This is a genomic window from Pantoea sp. B566, from assembly GCF_024793925.1.
GTDB classification, from domain to species: Bacteria; Pseudomonadota; Gammaproteobacteria; order Enterobacterales; family Enterobacteriaceae; genus Pantoea; species Pantoea ananatis.
Map to the genome: position 1 here is coordinate 4,449,741 of NZ_JANUQL010000003.1, position 18,924 is coordinate 4,468,664.

The following is an 18,924-nucleotide window of genomic DNA, read 5'->3' on the forward strand; positions in this document are numbered from 1 at the left end:
ATTTATGGCTACAGACACATTTACCTGGTGCGCACGGGTAGAAGCCAGTGAGCAGGTCGCTGTCTCAGTCATACAGGCGCAGTTCGGAGACGGCTACAAACAGGTTTCAGGCCGGGGGATTAACGATCAGTCAGAGTCATGGTCGCTGACGTGTAACGGTAAAAAATCAGTAATGGCTGAGGTCCGGGCTTTTTTACGGAGCCATGTCACAGCGTCATTCTGGTGGACTAACCCCTGGGGGGAGAAAAAGCTGTACCGCGTTAAGGCTGACTCTATCAATCCAAAATTTGTTAACGGCAGCTTTGCGGAGATCGCCTTCACGTTTGAGCAGGCTTTCGCGCCGTGACATGTCACGCACCATCAGGACGCTACGGCGTCCTTTTTTTATGGGTGAAAAATGAGCTTTAATCAGGATATTCAGACGCTGGAGCCGGGAAGCCTGGTGCATCTGATAGAAATTGACGGTACGGCCTTCGGGCTCGATACCGTTCTCCGCTTCCATGCCTACAACATCTCAGCCGAGGGCTGGAAATCTTTTGCGGCTGAAAACCTGCCCTCCATCATCTGGCAGGGAAATGAGTACGATCCGCACCCCTACGAGCTGAGCGGGGTTGAAATGACCAGTTCCGGTTCTCAGCCCACGCCAAAGCTGTCTGTCGGCAACGTAGGTAACTACGTCACCGCGCTTTGTCTTCAGTTCGATGACATGGTTAAGGCCAAAGTCAAAATACACACCACGATGGTGAAGTATCTGGATGCGGACAACTGGACTGCGGGTAACCCTAACGCTAACCCACAGGAAGAGCGGCTTCAGGTTTTCTACATTAATTCCAAGACCGCCGAAAACCGTAATCAGGTGGATTTCGAGCTGTGTTCGCCCTTCGATATTCAGAGCCTGCAACTGCCGTCCCGTCAGATTACGCCCGTTTGTACGTGGTGTATGCGCGGCTGGTACCGGACGGGAACCGGCTGCGATTATGCCGGTAACCGTTATTTTGCCAAGGACGGTTCGGCGACTTCTGACCCGTCAAAAGACGTGTGCGGTGGTCGCCTGGCTGACTGTAAGGCGCGGTTTGGTGACACTGAGCCGCTACCATTCGGCGGCTTCCCCGCTGCCAACCTTCAGGGGAAATAGCGATGCGCGAAAAGCTGATGACGGCAATACGCGAACACGTAGCCGCTGAATACCCGAAAGAAGCCTGCGGGCTGGTGGTTCAGTCAGGCAGGGCGCAGATATATATTCCCTGTAAAAACATTTCAGAGAATCCGACCGAGCATTTTGCAATTTCGCCAGAGGAAAAACGCCAGGCTGAGCAGCAGGGCTCAGTTCTGATGGTTATTCACTCTCACCCTGATGTGCCTCAGCTTATACCGTCTGAGCGTGACCGGGTGCAGTGTGATTATTCCGGCGTGGAGTGGGGGATCATGTCCTGGCCGGACGGCGATTTCTGCACCATCAGCCCGCGGGGTGAACGTGACCTGGTCGGGCGTCAGTGGGTGCTGGGGTTTGCTGACTGCTGGACGCTCATCATGGATTACTACCGTCAGGAACACGGCATTAAGCTGAATAACTGGTCGGTGGATTATGAATGGTGGGTAGATGGCAAAGAAAACCGTTATGACGATAACTGGCAGGCCGAGGGTTTTACCGAAGTGCCACTTCAGGACATGCGCGAAGGCGACATGATCATGATGCGCATTCAGTCACCCGTCACCAACCATGCGGCAATTTATCTGGGTAACAACCTCATTCTTCATCATAACTCGGGCAATTTATCCACGCGCGTTCCCTATGGCGATTACTGGCGTAACCGCACCGTGCGTGTCGTGCGCCGAAAGGAGCTGGCTGATGCTTAAAACGATGCGTTTAAAAGGGATCATGGCAAAAAAGTTTGGGCCGGTTCACCGCTTCCACGTTGCAGACCTGCGCGAGCTTATCCGCGCTATGTGTTCACAGGTGCCGGGCTTCAAAAAGTACGTATCTAACGCGCATCTTAACGGTGTCCGTTTTGCGTTTTTCAGTGGCAGAGACAATATCTCGCTACAGGAGTTTGATATGTGCTCAGCGTCTGCTGAGTTTGAGATGGAACCCATTATTGAAGGCTCCAAGCGCGGGGGCATGCTTCAGGTCGTTATCGGCGCGGTTGCGCTCGTTGCTGCTTATTTCACGGCAGGCGCATCACTGGCGGCCTTTGGACTGAGCGCCGCAGCGGCAACCGGCGTGACCACGGCATTAACCGGACTGGGTATCAGTATGTTGCTGGGCGGCGTGGTGCAGATGCTGACCCCGCAACCTAAATACAACGTAGGCGCATCGTCCAGCACCGATAACAAACCCAACTATGCCTTCGGTGCGCCGGTCAATACCGTTGCAATGGGGTATCCGGTGCCGGTGCTTTACGGCCAGCGGGAAATTGGCGGTGCGATCATCAGCGCGGGCAGTTTTACCAGCGACCAGCAGTAAAATTCAGAATCAGACAGGCCACCTCCGGGTGGCTTTTTTTATGGGTGAAATATGCGGCTTCTTGACGGCGAAATCATATACCACGGTAACAAGGGCGGTGGCGGCGGTGAAGCGCACACGCCCGTTGAGCAGCCTGACGACCTGCTTTCCGTCGCCAAATTAAAACTGCTGGTTGCAATCTCTGAAGGCGAAATTCAGGGAGACTTAACGGCGCAGCAGATTTACCTGAACGACACGCAGCTTGCCAATGATGACGGCACCTATAATTTCACTGGCGTGGTGTGGGACTGGAGGAAGGGCACGCAGGACCAGACCTATATTCCGGGCATGCCTGAAGTGGATAATGAGCTGTCCGTTGGTGTGACCGTCACGCAGTCTGTACCCTGGACACGCCAGTATACTAACCTGTCGCTGGATGCCGTGCGCATCAAACTCAGCCTGCCCGTTCAGTATCAGTATAAAGACAACGGCGATATGGTCGGCACCGAGACGCAGTATGCTATCGACCTGTCAACCGATGGTGGTTCATGGGTGCAGGTTGTGGACGGTCGCTTCAGCGGCAAAACCACGTCAGAATACCAGCGCGATCACCGCATCACCTTTCCGCGTGCAACAAGCGGCTGGTCAGTGCGCGTGCGCCGGATCACCGCAGATTCGAATTCCTCAAAGCTCATTAACGCCTTCAAAGTCTTTTCATTCGCTGAGGTCATCGACAGCAAACTGCGCTATCCCAATACCGCCCTGCTTTATATTGAAGTCAATGCGCAGCAGTTTAACGGCCAGGCTCCGAAAATCACCTGTAAGCCTAAAGGCAAGCTGGTGCGTGTGCCGACCACGTATGACCCGGTAAGCCGTACTTACAGCGGTAGCTGGTCCGGTGATTTCAAATACGCCTATACCAACAACCCTGCGTGGATTTTTTACGACCTGGTGCTGGATAAGATTTACGGGATGGGAAACCGCGTTGATGCGTCCATGATTGATAAGTGGGAGCTTTACAGCATCGCGCAGTACTGCGATGAGCCGGTTTCAAATGGCGCGGGCGGCACTGAGCCGCGCTTTACCTGCAACGTATTCATCCAGAGCCAGCAGGACGCCTACACCGTTCTGAAGGACATTGCCGCAATTTTCCGTGGTATCACTTTCTGGGGCAACAACCAGATATTCATCAATGCAGATGTTCCGCAGGTGGACTCCGGCGGCAATGTTGATGTGGACTTTGTTTATCACGCTGCAAACGTCATCGACGGCATGTTCAGCTACGCCGGGGGCAGTTACAAAAACCGCTATTCATCCTGTCAGGTGAGCTGGTCAGACCCGGTAAACCATTATTCCGATACGGTTGAGGGCGTGTACGATTCAGAGCTGGTACAGCGCTATGATGTCCGGGAAATGAGCCTGACGGCCATTGGCTGTACGTCACAGAGTGAAGCGCACCGCCGTGGCCGCTGGGCTATTCTGTCGAACGCCAAAGACGGCACGGTTTCATTTGGTGTTGGCCTGGACGGTTATATTCCGGTTCCGGCTGAAATCATTGGCGTTGCTGACCCGTTCCGAAGCGGCAGGCAAAACGGCGGGCGGCTGAGTTCAGTCAACGGACGCAGTTTCGGGCTGGACCGTGCCATTGATTACGCCGCGGGCGACAGGCTTGTGGTGAATCTGCCAGACGGAACGGCACAGACACGCACCATATCCGCCGTCAGCGCGGACAAAAAAACGGTAACGGTAGCGACTTCATTTAAAATTGACCCTGTTGCGGGGGCAGTATGGGCGATAGACAGCGACAGTCTGGCTATCCAGTATTTCCGTGTCACCTCCATTTCCGGCAATGACGACGGCTCCTTTACTGTCGCGGGTGTCCAGCACGACCCTAACAAGTACCGTTACATTGATGATGGCGTGCGGATTGAGCCTGCACCCATCACCGTCACCCCGATAAGCGTTCTCAAGGCTCCGGCCAACATAAAGCTTTCTCAGGTCAGCTTTGTTGAGCAGGGAATGTCCGTTGCATCCATGCAGGTAACGTGGGACAGGATTGAGGGGGCGCTGAATTATGTTGCACAGTGGCGCAAGGACAAAGGCGACTGGGTTAACGTCAGCCAGACCAGCGCACAGAGTTTCAGCATCCGGGGCGTTTACAGCGGTGTTTATGACGTGCGCGTCAGGGCGGTAAATGCAGCCGAAGTGTCATCGCCCTGGGGATATTCAGAAAGCACATCGATCAGCGGGAAAGTCGGTAAGCCCGGCACACCTGTAAACCTCATCGCCAGTATTGATGTGGTCTGGGCCATTGATGTGACATGGGGCTTCCCTGATGGCGCTGGCGATACGGCTTACACTGAAATTCAGGTATCCACGACCGCAGATGGTCAGAACCCGCAGTTTCTGGCATATGTGCCTTATCCCGGTGTCAGCTATCAGCACGGGCCGATGCCTGCCGGGGTCAGGCGCTGGTATCGCGCACGTCTGGTTGACAGGATTGGCAACGTGGGCGACTGGACGGGCTTTTCATGGGGGGCGACTAATTCAAACGCCGATGATCTGATAGGCAGCGTGGTTGAAGAATATCTTCAGTCTGAAGACGGCAAGGCGCTGCTGACACCGCTGATTACCGAACCGAGCGCACTGGCTGAAAGCATCCTCGCCAGCTATGACGATGTTGAGCAGCAGTGGGCGAACTACGGAGAGAACCGCGCCGGAATCATTGAGGCCAGAAAGGTTGCGGCTGATGCGCAGAGTTCCGTTGCTGAACTGAACACCACCGTTACGGCCGGATTCAAATCCACCAATCAGGCAATTTCGGCTAACTCAGCAGCCATTCAGCAGAAAATGACCGCTTATGCTGATGCCAGTGGTGGTTCGGCCATATACACGCTGAAAGCCGGTATCAGCTATGGCGGCGTGAACTATGACGCGGGTATGTCTGTTGCCGTAACTATCAACGGCTCTCAGGTGAACACGCGCTTTGCAGTCAATGCCAACCAGTTCGTCGTTATCAATGGCAGCGGCAATAACGTGTATTCGCCCTTCATTATTAAAGACGGACAGGTGCTTATCAGCCAGGCTTTTATAGGTGAGGGCTGGATCACTAATGGCATGATTGGTAATTACATCCAGTCCAATAACTGGGGTTCCGGTCAGGCAAGCTGGCGGCTGGATAAAAATGGAGGATTGCAAATTATTACAGGTAGCGGCGGGCGAGGAGGAACAGTTTATGACGGAAACGGCGTTCACTGTTTCACAGCGACAGGTGTTGAAGTGGTGACTCTGGGGTGGGTTGGTAATGGCTGACATTTATGGGTTGCGTATTGTTCCTGATGACGGCGGTAAACCGTTAATACTTGATGCATCGACACGCTATGCATCTTACCTGGGCACGGCTGCTGTAAAGGCAGCCAGTGCCTCCTATGGAGGTTTCAAGCCTCAGCCTGCCAACAGTAAGGTGCTGATCCTTCCTCGGAATGTCGTCAGAGTTGGCGTAGGCGATCAGAGTGGCCCGCCTGTTAATTACATATCATCGATGAGCTTTGACGGAAGTCTTAATATTGGCATCGGCACCATCAAAGCAAATCAGACAAGTGCCTTAGATATCGGTTCTGTTGACGTATATAGCATTCAGTATGCAGCCAACCCTTCAGCGCAGTATGGGTTGAGGATCACAAACGGCGCTAACTTTATGGAAATAACGGACGCTTCTCTGTCAGGATTTGTGACGTTTCGTGGCGTTGTAGATATAAACGGCCAGTGGAATATACCTGACAGCGTTCTTAATCTTGGCGGCAACTACATCGTTTTTGCCAGGTGGAGTAACACCGGAACGCCTTTATTTCTGGATAAGGATACTAACTCCATCCGCACTTATGGCGCGTTCAGTTCTGTGAATGGTTCAGAGCAGGGAGGTTTGGTTAGCGGGGTGCAGATTGTCATAGTCAGTAGCGGCTTCTCACCTGCGCTGCCTGCGTCAGGTTATGGGCTGGTTATCAGAAATACTTCCGGTGCCATTACCTATTCCAGCAAATATCCACCCGTGATGTGGTCAGATGCCTATTATGACTTTGGCAGCTATTTCGACACTTCAGATTCTACGGGTGACAGGCAGGCATGGATAAACCCGACTGGCAATGTCACAAAGCCAATGGTTCCGCTTTGCGTTCTTGGAACTCAGCGCGGAGATTACACCAGGTCAGGCGGTAACTATCAATACAGGAAGATGCTTTTATCTGGAATGATGATGTCAGGAAACTCTGTAACCACTTCAAGAGCTAAAAGTACTGGTTCAGATATTCCGTTGTATACTTACCCTAAAGCTTTGCAGATTGCTTGTCAGCTACCCTGCATAGATGCAACTTACTATTTTTAAAATAGAGTTAGAATGAGTTGAATTTTGTAATCTGTTCCCTTCCCATTCAACGATTCTCGGTTTAGGATAAATTAAATATTTTTATGGGGGTAGGGATATGAAGTTTAGTATGTTTTTATTGGTAATATTAACGATTGCAGGATGTACATCATTGGGAGATGCAAGGAAAGCTGGAGTCCATTCAACTTTAGAGTCAAGTAAAAGCGTTGATGATGTATCTCAGTGCATTCTCATTAAATGGCAAAATGAAAAGGATATTTTTGGAAGTGTTTATGGCGCTTTCATTCAGCCACTTCCCAACGGCAAGACTGTTTATGTTGATGGAAACTATTTTATAGCTGATGTGACAAAGCATAATGATAAAACATATGTTGATCTTTATTTGTTAAAATCACCTACCGACTGGGCGGGGATAGCAAAAAGCTGCCTTTAGAAATTCAAATATAAATTTATTTAGAGAACCCGCTTAAATGCGGGTTTTTTATTGCGCGGAGAAACCCATGTCAGCAGGCACTATCGCATTAACCAATAACTCAACCACAGTAAACGGGAGCGGTACCAGTTTCACTACAGAGCTGAAGACGGGCGATTTCGTTTACGTCACGGTAGGTGGCGCACCCTATACGCTGGTGGCTGCTAACATCACATCAGACACACAAATGACCCTAGCTGTAGCGTTCGACGGACCGACAACCAGCGGATTAGCCTGGAATGCAGTACCGGCATCTTTGAATGTTGCTATCACCCAAAAAATCCTCAATGACTTTGCCAGCGTGGCGCGTGGCCGCATTCTGGACTTTCAGAACTGGCAGAAGATTTACAGTGATGCGCAGTCCGTAGATGTGATCCGCCCGGACAGAACGACGTTCACCGGCCCGAGCTGGGGGTATATGGCAAAACAGTATTCGAACACGCTCAAAAGTGGTGATATTGGCAAATCTGTAGCATCTCAAACGGACTCCAGATTTGGTACTGTAGACGGCAAGACGGGTGGCGTAATTACTGGTGGCGTAAACATAGAGGGTAATAATCTCAATATCCGTTCGACAAACCCGTCTGGCGGCTGGCCCGCTTTTCTCACTTTTATGGCCGGGCAGGGTAATAATGTTCCCTTTGCGCGTGTTTATCAGGAAAATTCCGGCTCAATTACAATCGCCACAAACGTTAACGGAACTCCCAAATACTCAACCTTTGCGTCAAATGGCGATTTTTCTGTGCCGGGCAACGTTACCTGTGTAGCGCTGAATCAGACGTCAGACAGGAACAAGAAGTCAAAAATCAAAAAGATTGATGGTGCTTTAGACAAGGTTCAGCAAATCAATGGCTATACATTTGTACTTAACGACAGTCAGACCACGTCTGCTGGTGTCATCGCTCAGGAGCTTATCGAAGTACTTCCCGATGTAGTCACAAAAAACACAAAATTAACCCCGATTCTCGATGAGAACTGGTTACCCACTGGAAAATCAACTGAGGAATCTTATCTCACTGTTGACTATGCGGGGCCGGTTGCATTGCTGATAGAGGCCGTCAAAGAACTCAGTGCAAAAGTAAGCATGCAGGACAGTGTAATCTCTGAACTTCAGAAAAGGATGAAAGCGATTGACGGACTGGATGCCTGAAAAAAGCCCGGCGACCGGGCAATGACTTAGCCGCTCCTGTCTTTGCAGGTTTGCGGGGTGGGTGATTAAAGCTTAGTCACCCGCCAAAGACCCTTCAAAATAAAATCCCTTTCCCGCCAGTGACTTTACAAATATTTCAACCGCAGCGGCTTGATCAAATTCATATGTTGATATTACTGTGATTATATACAGTAAAAGATCGGAGGGTAAAACAATGCCCCGTGACTATGAAATCATGATTGCCTTTCGCCAGGCTATTAAGCGTGACAGCCAGGGGCGTTACACACTCAGCACACTCGACTTTGTACGCGAGCTTGACCGCCTTAACTGGCACTATACGCTTCGCGCCGCCAATAAGTGGATCGAAACCCACACAACCACTTTTCGTGACATCTCAACGTCTGAAGGTGAGGACCGCGTGTTTCAGGTTTTCAATCCAAACGGTGGCTTCTGATGTTCGCCCTTGTTGACGTTAATTCTTTTTACGCCAGTTGCGAAACGGTTTTCAGGCCTGACCTGCGTGGAAAGCCAGTAGTGGTTCTGAGCAACAACGATGGTTGTGTGATTGCCCGTTCAGCGGAAGCAAAAGCATTGCAGATACCCATGGGAGCACCTTATTTCAAGCTGAAGAATGAGTTCAGACGTCATGGTGTGCAGGTTTTCAGTTCCAATTATGCGCTCTACGCCGATATGAGTAACCGCGTCATGACGACACTGGAGGACATGTGCCCGGCTGTAGAGATTTATTCAATTGATGAGGCGTTCATGTGCCTGGATGGCATGCAGCGCCTGACATCACTTGAAGATTTAGGGCGAAAGGTGCGCGCCAGGGTTAAACAGGAAACTCACCTGACGGTTGGCGTTGGCATCGCGCAGACCAAAACGCTGGCAAAGCTGGCCAACCATGCGGCCAAAAAATGGACCAAGACAGGCGGTGTCCTCGATCTTTCGAATATCGACCGCCAGAAAAAATTACTCGCTCTGGTGCCGGTGGAGGACGTATGGGGCGTTGGGCGTCGCATCAGTAAAAAACTTAATGCCATGGGTATCACTACAGCCAAAGACCTCGCTGAGCAAAGCACATACATCATCCGAAAACACTTCAACGTCGTGCTTGAGCGTACCGTCAGGGAGCTTCGTGGAGAGCCCTGTTTAGAGCTGGAAGAATTTGCACCGACCAAACAGCAGATAGTGTGCTCACGTTCATTTGGATCACGTATCACCGAATACATGGATATGCGTCAGGCCGTCTGCGCTTTTGCAGAACGCGCTGCTGAAAAGCTGAGGAAGGAAAGGCAGTACTGCAAACAGATAGCTGTATTTGTGCGAACCAGCCCGCACGCAGAGGGAGAAGTATTTTATGGCAATCAGGCCGCTGGAAAGTTACTGACACCTTCTAACGATACCCGCGACATTATCCGGGTGGCTATGGACGCTCTGGATCAGATATGGCTCGACGGTCATCGCTATATGAAAGCAGGAGTGATGCTGGGCGACTTTTTTAGCCAGGGAGTATCTCAGCTCAACCTTTTTGATGAATACCGCCCGCAGCCCAATAGCGAAGCTTTAATGCGTGTTGTTGATGGGCTCAACCAGAGCGGCAAGGCTAATTTATTTTTTGCGGGGCAGGGAATAGAGAAGTCCTGGGCAATGAAGCGTGAGATGCTTTCACCTGCTTACACGACCCGCTTTGCAGACCTGCCAGTGGTGAAATGAGGGCGAGTTTTACCATCATTTTACCATTGTTTTACCATCGCAAATCGCAGGCAATAAAAAAGCAGCCGTAACAGGCTGCTTTTTAGGGGTAATTTGGTCGGCTCGAGAGGATTTGAACCTCCGCCCCCTGACATCCCATGACACTGATATGCTAAAGACATAATTTACGAATAGACCCTATGGCTTTAGAGAAGTCAGACAGACGGAAAAAAGCATTTTTTTTGCCTGTATCATTTTTCCAAGTGTCGAACTCTATTTCATCGGGTTCAAAACCAAAGTAGTACACAGAGGCTTTTGATTCAGCGATCTCTTTCCAGATGTGCTCATCTACCTGATGAACTCTTACCCCGATTATGAATATTTTCGATACCCGCTTTAGGCTTTCCTTCCAATATTGTTGCTGCCTTTCAATGTAGTCGGGACAAACTCTTACTTGTTTTCCTTCTGCAAACATTGCAATGGCTGGCGCGAAGCAACTTTCTGATGAAGACTTGATGGTATCCTCATAATTCAAAGGTCTTATATTCGCGTTTATATCAGCACGCCCAGCACCACCCGTTACACAGTCTTCAAAGATGGCACCCCCAAAGTCGGGCCAAAAATTACTTGAGCCATGAATCTTAAGAAGCCTAACAAAACCAGTTTTAAATATATTTGAATAAGTTATATTTAAAGAAAGCTTTGCGGCAGATAACTCGAATAGAAGATCATAATTAAGGCTGCAGTAAACCACTCTACGACTGTTTAGCGATCTTATAAGCTTTATATAGTTGTTTTCATTTCCTGGTTTGAATTTTGCCAAATAGCCAGCAAGCTCTCTTTGGAAATCCATTGTGTTTTTATTATACCGTTCAAAATATTCCTTCATTCCTACTTCGAAATTTTCACGGAAAGTATCTTTCAAGTCTTTGGGAAGATGTGCGGCATTTTTACCTAACTTTTCCAGTTCATCAAATAGCTCGCGACCCAAAGGCGGTGGGTCTGGGTCCACGTCAAGACTTCCTTTACTGGCTCCTGCACCTAAAAGTACTAAATAGCCCATAGCAGGCCTCCATCAGAGACGGTTTAATTCAGTATAGATTTGTTCATAATATATGGGTAATGCTGATTATAACTTACTGATTTTATTATAGCTGAAAGTAAAAATTATTATGAAGAATTTTTATAATCTATTGATTTTCTTATTTTTGATGAGTGATTTAAAATCCCTCGATCGCAAGGTCGTGCGGGTTCAAGTCCCGCCCCGGGCACCATATTGAAACATCAATAAAATCAAGTAGTAGCAATGTCGTTTAAGCCGCCTCTTTGGGCGGTTTTTTTGTGTCTGACATTCGGCAGTGGTAGCAAAATGGCAGCAGTGTGGCAACAGACATTTTTTGCTGCCATCTTTCATCATGGACTTTCAGCCCATCCTTATCCTCGTACTCTCCTGCCTTGCATAAACCTGCATTTTGGCATCCCTCAGCTTTAGGCCCGCGTCGAAAACTCAAGGCCAGGTCGTTCACAAACTAAAGAGGAAAACAGATGCGTGCAGGCTGTAGTCAGCGGCATCAGCGCTAGCGTTTGAGCTTGATGGGCAACAGCCAAAAGAGCAGGGAAGCCTTCAACCGCAGGAATAAAATTAATTGCTCATTTTATGTGCTATGCTGAATTTCCGTTTCACAACTTAGGCTCACATGGACGACGATGATGAACGGCCCTATATTATCTTTACCGCAATCGGTAAAGCCGTGCTGGAACTGCTTGATGTAAAAGAAGGTTTTTTTGATTTAGAGCTTGCTGAAATACTTGAAGACTGGATGAAAGAGGAGACGAATCCACTTCAGGCGGAGGTTTACAGAATGGCGGCGGAGTTTGTCAGGGCAGGGAAGGCAGTAAATTAAAAAGGCCTGCGTTACACAGGCAGAAACTGTTACAAGGGAAAATCCAGCAGTCAATTTTGACTGACTGTGGAAGCATACAGTGATCGTGCTTTTTAGATACAACTGAATGAGATTTGATCGATAAAAGGCACGATATGCCTGCGTCAGATATAAAAAAGCCCACTCGGATGTGGGCATAGCGAACAGGGCTATAAAGATAAGGTACTATCGATTACATTTTGATTATCGGCTGGGAAGCAGAAACCTTCAGATCTAAATTTGGATAAAAACGACAACGATCATTTGTTTTTTTATTCTTATACTTCAATGGTTTGCCGGTCTTTAACTTTCCTCAGATATTCTTCATAAAATTAATGACCCTGATTGGCCTCTTTTCTTATCGCGAGACATCTTTTTCCAATGTATATCCCTGTCCTTAACGCTCTATCGTCGGGTATCACGCTACGAGCTTGTATAGGCAGGCACGGTTTATCTTGGGTTAATGCTTGTGACTTTCACTCATAAGCTGCGGAAGTTTTCCGCTGAGATGAAAGACGTAGCTAAACCGGCGCGAGGGTAAGCACTCGACTTTTACCGGTCTGGAACACCTGCTGCCAGGACTGTGGTTGGCACAGGCTCAGTGCGATTGTTTCATACCCGCAATTTTTCACATACCCTGTATTCAGGCTCAACTGGACATAGTGATCAATCGCGCTCTCACAAAAGATATTTTGAGATGGTTATTCCTCATACCGTTTTTCCATTTGTAATCCCGTCACTGTCTGTCTCAACCTGAGGCAGTTAAAAGCCGCAACGACATATCTTGAAAATCCTGATTGCCAGGCTTTATGACGGCTGTTCTCTTCTGTTGACGTGCCATCGATAGCCGGACGCATGTCCGTAGTACTCTCACAAGCCTCAGTACAGAATGAAATCGAGCGCAAGGGCTGTGCCGTGAAGGCCGGAACGCGCTCAGTCAATTACATCAAATTAAACGGGAGTCACCATAATGAAATTAAAATCGTTCATCGCATTGAGTTTAGTATCACTGTCGTTTGGTAGTCAGGCTGCATCTTTTGTCGTCGATGCCAAAAATAACTGCTTTGATCCTCAGGCCGTTAACAGTAAGGTTCAAAGTGGTTCGCCTCTGAAATTCAACCTCGATGCGGGTACCTATAATATTTACCTGACGTCGAATAGCGCCAACTGCGTCACAGGAAGTTCATGTCAGATTGATCGGGTTGTTATGGCTGGTGGAATGAGTACGGCAAGATGGGGGTCTGCAATCAGCAGTACACCACAACAGATTAATGTGGCTGGAAGCAATTATTATCTTATCGCTTACATTGGTGATGACAACTGCGCAGACAATACAGGTTCTGTGACCATTCAGGCAGATAAGGTCCAGTAAACAAGCACGTTCGTTTCACTAAGACTATCACAAGACGCATTTTCGAATGCGTCTGATAATGTTTTTCCTGGCTGAGCTCGTCTTATCTGAAAGGATAAACGACAGTGGATGTACGTTACTGTGAAACCTGTGTTCAGATCAGAGTAGGGCAGCAGAAGCTGGGTTATCTGCGTGCGGTTTTGCCTAAAGACTAAAACTTATTTAAAGCGTCATGCGTCGGTGAGGAAGACTCACCTGAGATGCCTCTTGATGCACTAACCTTATCATCACCAACTCTACACTCGTGACTGATAAGGACAAGCCGTGCCCGGACATCAAGCAGAAATCGATTTCGGTTCAGACCACATCATCATAGCGCGCCGCTACCGGGCCCTTGGGGCACTGAACGATCTCTTTATCGCGATATGGTTTTTGACAGGAAGCGTTCTTTTTTTCTTCGATTCGCTAATGACCGGCGGTACCTGGTTATTTGTGGTCGGCAGCCTTCAACTTCTGTTACGCCCGGCGATAACCCTGGCAGAGCTTATTCATGTCAAACGTGTTTATCGCTCTCGCCCTGCCACTTCGCGGTGACAGCCTGAGATAGGTGGTTCAGATGAGTCAGCCCGGCCGCTATCCTGCGGCCCGGCTGTAAGGCGGTCAGACTTAACATCGCTGCTAAAACGTTACCAGGTGCGAGCCGGTGGCGGAGGCGGTTGTTCGCCGGTTGCGGCTGGAGGGGGCGGAGGAGGGGCGTCAGCCCGAGGAGGTGGTGGCGCGAAAGCCTGTTCTGGCGGTGGAGGCGGTGGTGGTGGACGACGATCATGCGGCGGCGGTGGCGCGCCGCAACCCGGACCTGGCGGCGGCGGTGCGCAGGCGCTGAGCGTGGAAACGACAAAAGCAGCGGCTAAAAAGGTCAGACGACGATTCATTCTATTTCCCTTATGAAATTAACAGTAAGCTAATTGTAGACACCCGTAACTAAAAATAGGGCGGCGAAGGGGAAAAGCGAAGCGAGGAAGGCCATTTGTTTGTTTTTTGAGATACTTCTCATCTCACGATGATGATTCGGCTTTTTGTCTTCACTCCGGTTAAGGTAGCGCATCAATGTAGAGGAGTAATGTTATGAATGGCATTTTGAAATTCGTCCGCGGCTGGCTGATTTTTTCGGTTCTGTGGGGCGTCTTCATGTGGTTTATGTCATGGCAGGCGCAGGGCAAAGAGATTGGACTGGCCATTTTAATGAGCCTGTATGCCGGTTTGCTATACCAGGCACTCATCACCATGGTGGCCCGCTACAAAGCCCGCCGCCAGCAAGCCTGACTGCGACCTGCTGCGCTCAGGCAGCAGGCCAGTGACTCAGCTTAGATTACCGGTCAAGCGGCGATGGAAATCACTGCTGCGCAGATCCAGTCCTTCTATGGTCACGTGCGTGCCATAACGCTGGTAGCGATATTCGATTCCATCCAGCGCGGCGACGCTGGAGGCATCCCAGATTTGCGCGTGGGTGAGGTCGATAATGACGGATTTCGGATCCTGTGCGTAATCAAAGTGCTCAAACAAATCGTTGCTGCTGGCAAAAAACAGCGGCCCGCGCACGGTGTAACGCACCGACTGCCCGTCTTCGCTTAGCTGCCTTTCGGCATGAATGACATGCGCAACGCGGCGTGCAAATAACATCATCGCAACGATAACCCCAGCTAGTACCCCAAGCGCGAGATTACCGGTGAGTACCGTAATGCCTACCGTCAGCACCATCACCAGTGTTTCTGACCAGGGCATCCGTTTCAGGGTTGCCGGTTGTAGACTGTGCCAGTTTACCGTCTTGACGGCGACCACCATCATGATTCCGGCCAGAACAACCATAGGGATCTTCGCCATAATGTGGCTCAGGCCTGTGACGAGAAGCAGCAGGACCAGGCCCGCCGCAATCGTTGATACCCGACTGCGCGCTTTGCCGAGTTCTACGTTAACAATGGTCTGGCCAATCATGGCGCAGCCGGCGATGCCGCCGTAAAAGCCAGCAAAAATATTGCCTATGCCCAGCCCCCAGGATTCGCGCCGTTTGCTGGAAGGCGTGTCCGTAAGATCATCAACTAATTTGGCGGTCAGCAGCGATTCCATCAGTCCGACAAACGCAATGCTGAGCGCCGTGGGCCAGACGATTTGCAGCGTGTGGCGGTCGAGCGGTACGGCTAAGGTCGTAAAGTCAGGTAAGCCGGCACTCATCGGGCCTTCATCCCCCACATCCGGTACCCGGTAACCCATCAGCAGCGCCACGCCGGTCACAACGATAATGGCGACCAGAGGGGAAGGAACACTTTTAAGCACTCGGGGCAACAGCAGCACAATCGCCAGAGTGAGTGCGAACAGAGCCCATACTACAGGCGACTGACCCCAGACGTGGGGAACCTGAGCAAAGAAAATCAACACGCCAAGCGCATTCACAAAGCCGATCATCACCGAACGTGGGATATAGCGCATCGCCCGTGACATGCCGGTGACACCAAACAGAATCTGAATCAGTCCGGCCATCACGACCGCAGGCAGAATGTAGGCCACGCCATGGGCATGTACCATCGGGCCAATCACCAGCGCCACCGAACCCGCCGCCGCCGTCACCATGGCCGGCCGTCCGCCAAGAATGGACAGCGTCAGGCAAAGTACAACAGAGGCGACCAGGCTGACTTTGGGATCGACGCCCGCGATAACAGAGAAAGAGATCACTTCAGGAATCAGTGCCAGGGCCGTAATGACGCCAGCCAGACATTCTCGGGTAAGCAGTGCAGGCGAGCGCAGTACGCGCCCCACACTGATATCGTTTTCCACAACGGCGGTCGTGGCGACATCGTTTTGTTGAATCATAATGTTGTGCAGGCTCTTTTATTCATATCTTGCGCGAAAGGCAAGGAGGACTGGATATGGTGAGGGGCAGATGTTACCGATGGATAAACGAAGAAGCCAGAGAAAGCGAAATGACTCCATCCATGGAGAAAGGACTATACCGTTAAGTCGTCAGGGGTTTTATACACCACCATCTCCAGCAGGTGACGATAAACATCCAGTGAAACTTCGTCACTTTCCAGTTCAAGACGATGAATCAGCTTAGAAATTATCGCTTTGTTATTCACAGCCATGCCTGACTGCAGAATTTCTGCAACCACCAGTCCAAGAATTTCCATATCACTGTCAGGCTTGTTACCAGCAACGGTAAAGTAGTCAGCAATCTCTTTATCAGTTTGGGGCAGTGTGTTTTGCATGTGTTAGCCTTTCAAATAGCCAGCTACCCGGGCGGACAGCAGGACAAACAGACCTAAAAGCCATCGCATAAAATACAATGGAACCCAACGCCGTAAACAGGTCGAGATAATCAAAAAAGAAACCTCTGAGGGTGGAAATCCATTACACCTTCAGAGGCGACGCAGATGCATCATTCGTTACAGAGTCGTGATCACAACTCGTTGGCTGTAAAGTTATACAATGTAACTTTGATTGTACAAGTAAATTATTAAGCAAAAAATGCTAATGGTTAACAATCAGCATTTTAGGTAAATTATTTGCCGTTAATCTGTACAGGGAAATGTGTACAAGTTGAAAAATCGGCGCGTGAGCAGCACGATTCACAGCAGGTTAAGCAAACAGGTGAAGTTTCGCGGTGAGTTTACGGACCTTCTTCTTGTCCCCGACGATAGCCACGCCCAGCAGACGCCATTCCGATGCCGGTTGTGTCTTCATGGCGGCAGTAAAGGCGCCATAGTCTGTCGTCGACTGACCTTCTTCCGGAAACACCACAATATCGCATTCCGCCTGCTCAGCCTGCGGCCATAATGCGCTGAGCTGCTGTGCATCGGCGGCCAGCACGGGGATGCCTACAGGAATCAGGCCGGGAAAGCGCCGGGTGGCGGCATCCTCAAGGGCTTCGCCTGCAAGGGAAGGGTGCCGCTGACCCACGGTCAGGGCGATAACGGCTGCGGCATTGGTTGCTTTGCCAGCGGGTAACGCGCTGTTCAATATCATTACACATCGTGGTTCTGTCATTTTCATCTCCTGAGGCAAAAAGCCATTGTGGCAAGGCTCAGCTCAGGCGTCTGGAAGATTTGTGCACAGTTGCTGGTAACGCGCGGGCGTCAGTTGGCAGGCGCGTTTGAACCAGCGCCCCAGATGGCTCTGGTCGGCGAAACCCAGCTCGGCTGCAACCTGTGCGGGCGATTCACCGATGGCCAGCCGACGGCGCGCCTGGCTCAGGCGCCACTGCACTAACCAGGCGTGCGGCGGCAGGCCCCATTGTTTTTGAAACAGCCGGGAGAGGCGAAACCGATCGACGTTGAGCGCCTGTGCCAGCTCGGCAATGCCGGGATTTTCCGCATGATAAGCCATCAACCAGTCGCGCGCCTGATGCGCCAGCGACGGTGCTGTCTCTGCCCGGGCGCCGCGCAAGACGGGAGAATAACGGAGTTGCTGGAATAAGCGATCCAGCGCTGCATCTTTAATGAGCCGGGGATGATCGTGCCAGAAAGCGTCAAACGCGTGCCAGACCGCCCAGGAGAGTTGACCATCGTCTTTCAGCGTGCTGGCAAAGCGTAGCTCTCCGCAGGGGAGTCCATCAAGACAGGCTGGCGCAAGCTGCTGATGTAGCTGATGAGGCGAAAGATACAGCATACGGTAGGTAAAACCCTGGGCATCAACGGCATCGCCGTCATGCAGTTCTTCAGGTTCTAACATAAAGACGGTGCCGGGGCGGCTGTGATGACGCTGGCGTCGGGAATGGAACTGCTGTACGCCTTGCTCAGTCACGCCAATTAAATAGCTGTCATGCCAGTGAGGATCGTAGGCATGACCGGTAAAATGCGCCCGCAGAGATTCAATACCGCTGTTTGGGTCGCGACGCAAATCCACCCAGCTGTCTGTTGAGTCTTTCATACGCATTTTACTCCACTAAACTTTTACGACAGTATCAACCTGGACATTCTGCCGCGATTATCCAGTATTTAACAGAGCAGACACTTTTCATTCGCAATTTGCTTTGCGTATAATAACTTATTCAACTAATTAGAACTCTAATCATTAGGTTGCTATTTAAATGTCATCTACCCGTACCTTTACGCACTTGCTCCATCTTACTGCTCATGCCTGGCGTCTGGCCGTCGATCGTCATTTGAAAGACAGTGGCTTAAGTACCAGCAGTTGGATGGCGATTGGGCTTATTGCCAGCGAACCTCAGCGGCTTACGCAAACGGAACTGGCGCAACGGATGGGGCTGGAGGATGCCAGTATGGTGCCGCTGGTGGATCGTCTGGTGAAGCAGGATTTACTGACGCGCGTGCAGCCAGCCGAAGATCGCCGCAAACGTCACCTGGTGCTGACCGAAAAAGGGAATGACGCGTTCGCCAACGTTAAAACCCACGCGGATGCCTTACGTGCTGAGCTGCTGGCTGATATCGATCCTCAGGAGCTCGCGGTGGTTGAGCGAATTTTAGAGACACTGCTGACCCGAATGGGAACGATGTAAT

General features: G+C 50.5%; 21 protein-coding genes. 16 read left to right on the top strand and 5 right to left on the bottom strand.

Annotation, left to right across the window (positions count from 1 at the left end; all coding sequences use genetic code 11):
- The first annotated feature begins 4 nt into the window (after positions 1 to 4).
- From NYE92_RS22450 to umuC, 10 genes are all read left to right on the top strand, one after another.
- On the top strand, positions 5 to 346 hold the full coding sequence (locus NYE92_RS22450) for a phage tail protein (RefSeq protein ID WP_259019461.1): 342 nt from the start codon (positions 5 to 7) through the stop codon (positions 344 to 346).
- A gap of 51 nt (positions 347 to 397) precedes the next feature.
- Positions 398 to 1,135 (top strand): phage minor tail protein L, encoded by a 738-nt coding sequence (locus NYE92_RS22455; protein WP_259019462.1) that lies wholly within the window; start codon positions 398 to 400, stop codon positions 1,133 to 1,135.
- A gap of 2 nt (positions 1,136 to 1,137) precedes the next feature.
- The gene (locus NYE92_RS22460; protein ID WP_259019463.1) at positions 1,138 to 1,857 is read left to right on the top strand and encodes a C40 family peptidase; all 720 of its coding nucleotides are present in this window, start codon (positions 1,138 to 1,140) and stop codon (positions 1,855 to 1,857) included.
- A complete protein-coding gene (locus NYE92_RS22465; RefSeq protein ID WP_096012301.1) occupies positions 1,850 to 2,464 on the top strand; it encodes a tail assembly protein in 615 nt (204 codons plus the stop codon). The genes NYE92_RS22460 and NYE92_RS22465 overlap by 8 nt, the downstream gene beginning before the upstream one ends.
- Positions 2,465 to 2,515: 51 nt before the next feature.
- A complete protein-coding gene (locus NYE92_RS22470; RefSeq protein WP_259019464.1) occupies positions 2,516 to 5,755 on the top strand; it encodes a host specificity protein J in 3,240 nt (1,079 codons plus the stop codon).
- Complete coding sequence (locus NYE92_RS22475; protein WP_259019465.1) at positions 5,748 to 6,824, top strand: DUF6453 family protein; 1,077 nt, start codon at positions 5,748 to 5,750, stop codon at positions 6,822 to 6,824. Before NYE92_RS22470 ends, NYE92_RS22475 begins: the two co-directional genes overlap by 8 nt.
- A 109-nt stretch (positions 6,825 to 6,933) precedes the next feature.
- The gene (locus NYE92_RS22480; protein WP_259019466.1) at positions 6,934 to 7,257 is read left to right on the top strand and encodes a hypothetical protein; all 324 of its coding nucleotides are present in this window, start codon (positions 6,934 to 6,936) and stop codon (positions 7,255 to 7,257) included.
- A gap of 67 nt (positions 7,258 to 7,324) precedes the next feature.
- On the top strand, positions 7,325 to 8,446 hold the full coding sequence (locus NYE92_RS22485) for a tail fiber domain-containing protein (protein WP_259019467.1): 1,122 nt from the start codon (positions 7,325 to 7,327) through the stop codon (positions 8,444 to 8,446).
- A 214-nt stretch (positions 8,447 to 8,660) separates the two neighbouring features.
- The gene (locus NYE92_RS22490; protein WP_164482251.1) at positions 8,661 to 8,900 is read left to right on the top strand and encodes a DNA polymerase V; all 240 of its coding nucleotides are present in this window, start codon (positions 8,661 to 8,663) and stop codon (positions 8,898 to 8,900) included.
- Positions 8,900 to 10,162 carry a translesion error-prone DNA polymerase V subunit UmuC gene (gene umuC, locus NYE92_RS22495; RefSeq protein WP_259019468.1) on the top strand — a complete coding sequence of 421 codons (1,263 nt, stop codon included), beginning with the start codon at positions 8,900 to 8,902 and terminating at the stop codon, positions 10,160 to 10,162. The genes NYE92_RS22490 and umuC overlap by 1 nt, the downstream gene beginning before the upstream one ends.
- 151 nt (positions 10,163 to 10,313) lie before the next feature.
- On the opposite strand, the gene NYE92_RS22500 is transcribed toward umuC, so the two are convergent.
- Entirely contained in the window at positions 10,314 to 11,204 is an 891-nt protein-coding gene (locus tag NYE92_RS22500) for a hypothetical protein (protein WP_259019469.1), read from the bottom strand.
- A gap of 634 nt (positions 11,205 to 11,838) precedes the next feature.
- Here NYE92_RS22500 and NYE92_RS22505 point away from each other — a divergent pair.
- From NYE92_RS22505 to NYE92_RS22525, 5 genes are all read left to right on the top strand, one after another.
- A complete protein-coding gene (locus NYE92_RS22505) occupies positions 11,839 to 12,045 on the top strand; it encodes a hypothetical protein (protein ID WP_013025305.1) in 207 nt (68 codons plus the stop codon).
- 988 nt (positions 12,046 to 13,033) lie between these two features.
- Positions 13,034 to 13,435, top strand: coding sequence for a hypothetical protein (locus tag NYE92_RS22510; protein WP_014606160.1), 402 nt, complete (start codon positions 13,034 to 13,036; stop codon positions 13,433 to 13,435).
- Positions 13,436 to 13,738: 303 nt separating this feature from the next.
- Complete coding sequence (locus NYE92_RS22515) at positions 13,739 to 14,008, top strand: YrhK family protein (RefSeq protein WP_013025306.1); 270 nt, start codon at positions 13,739 to 13,741, stop codon at positions 14,006 to 14,008.
- 109 nt (positions 14,009 to 14,117) lie between these two features.
- The gene (locus NYE92_RS22520) at positions 14,118 to 14,297 is read left to right on the top strand and encodes a hypothetical protein (RefSeq protein WP_014606159.1); all 180 of its coding nucleotides are present in this window, start codon (positions 14,118 to 14,120) and stop codon (positions 14,295 to 14,297) included.
- A 242-nt stretch (positions 14,298 to 14,539) separates the two neighbouring features.
- Positions 14,540 to 14,737, top strand: coding sequence for a DUF6404 family protein (locus NYE92_RS22525; RefSeq protein WP_013025308.1), 198 nt, complete (start codon positions 14,540 to 14,542; stop codon positions 14,735 to 14,737).
- A 36-nt stretch (positions 14,738 to 14,773) separates the two neighbouring features.
- On the opposite strand, the gene NYE92_RS22530 is transcribed toward NYE92_RS22525, so the two are convergent.
- The 4 genes from NYE92_RS22530 to NYE92_RS22545 form a co-directional block, all read right to left on the bottom strand.
- On the bottom strand, positions 14,774 to 16,279 hold the full coding sequence (locus tag NYE92_RS22530; protein ID WP_064373499.1) for a SulP family inorganic anion transporter: 1,506 nt from the start codon (positions 16,277 to 16,279) through the stop codon (positions 14,774 to 14,776).
- A gap of 134 nt (positions 16,280 to 16,413) precedes the next feature.
- On the bottom strand, positions 16,414 to 16,674 hold the full coding sequence (locus tag NYE92_RS22535) for a biofilm/acid-resistance regulator YmgB/AriR (protein WP_013025310.1): 261 nt from the start codon (positions 16,672 to 16,674) through the stop codon (positions 16,414 to 16,416).
- A 370-nt stretch (positions 16,675 to 17,044) separates the two neighbouring features.
- The gene (locus NYE92_RS22540) at positions 17,045 to 17,452 is read right to left on the bottom strand and encodes a DUF2000 domain-containing protein (RefSeq protein ID WP_110015016.1); all 408 of its coding nucleotides are present in this window, start codon (positions 17,450 to 17,452) and stop codon (positions 17,045 to 17,047) included.
- A gap of 42 nt (positions 17,453 to 17,494) precedes the next feature.
- Positions 17,495 to 18,340: an AraC family transcriptional regulator gene (locus tag NYE92_RS22545; protein WP_259019470.1), complete on the bottom strand. Its 846-nt coding sequence runs from the start codon at positions 18,338 to 18,340 to the stop codon at positions 17,495 to 17,497.
- 154 nt (positions 18,341 to 18,494) lie between these two features.
- On the opposite strand from NYE92_RS22545, the gene NYE92_RS22550 reads away from it, so the two are divergent.
- Positions 18,495 to 18,923, top strand: a complete 429-nt coding sequence (locus NYE92_RS22550; RefSeq protein ID WP_013025313.1) for a MarR family winged helix-turn-helix transcriptional regulator — start codon at positions 18,495 to 18,497, stop codon at positions 18,921 to 18,923.
- Position 18,924: the final 1 nt, after the last annotated feature.